1 pseudogene is annotated in these 379 nt (G+C 78.4%); it reads right to left on the bottom strand.

Features of this window, described 5'->3' with window-relative positions:
- Nucleotides 1-84: 84 nt before the first annotated feature.
- Nucleotides 85-379 (bottom strand): annotated as a pseudogene (locus GRC12_RS45185) (hypothetical protein); the annotation flags it as partial.

Here is a 379-nt window from a genome sequence, read left to right as displayed (position 1 = left end):
GTGTAGCGGCGCGCGGTGTTGACGCCCGCCGCTGCGGGCGGACACCCCCCGCCACGTCCCCTCCGCGCCGTACGCGGGTGCGGCTCAGCACTGGGGCTCCGCGGGCGCGTGGGCCGAGGCCCTGGTGAGGGTGCGGGTCGCGTGGATCAGGAGGGGCAGTGCGGCCGCCGTGCAGGTGAGGGCGGGGACGGCGGCCGGGCCCCAGGCGTTCACCAGGGTCTCTACGGGGGTGGCCAGGAAGGCGCAGCCGGGGAGGCGGGCCGCGAAGGGGGTTGCCAGGGCCGTTGCCTCGGCTGTCGCCGCGGCGGCCAGGGCGAGCCTGGGGGCCCGGGGGAAGCCGTGGACGGTGAGGAGGCGGGCCAGGAGCAGGAGCTGTCTC

Origin of the sequence: Streptomyces griseorubiginosus, assembly GCF_017614965.1 — a bacterium.
Taxonomy (GTDB): domain Bacteria; phylum Actinomycetota; class Actinomycetes; order Streptomycetales; family Streptomycetaceae; genus Streptomyces; species Streptomyces griseorubiginosus_B.
The sequence above is the reverse complement of the archived record's forward strand: the minus strand, read 5'-3'. Positions and strand labels throughout refer to the sequence as shown.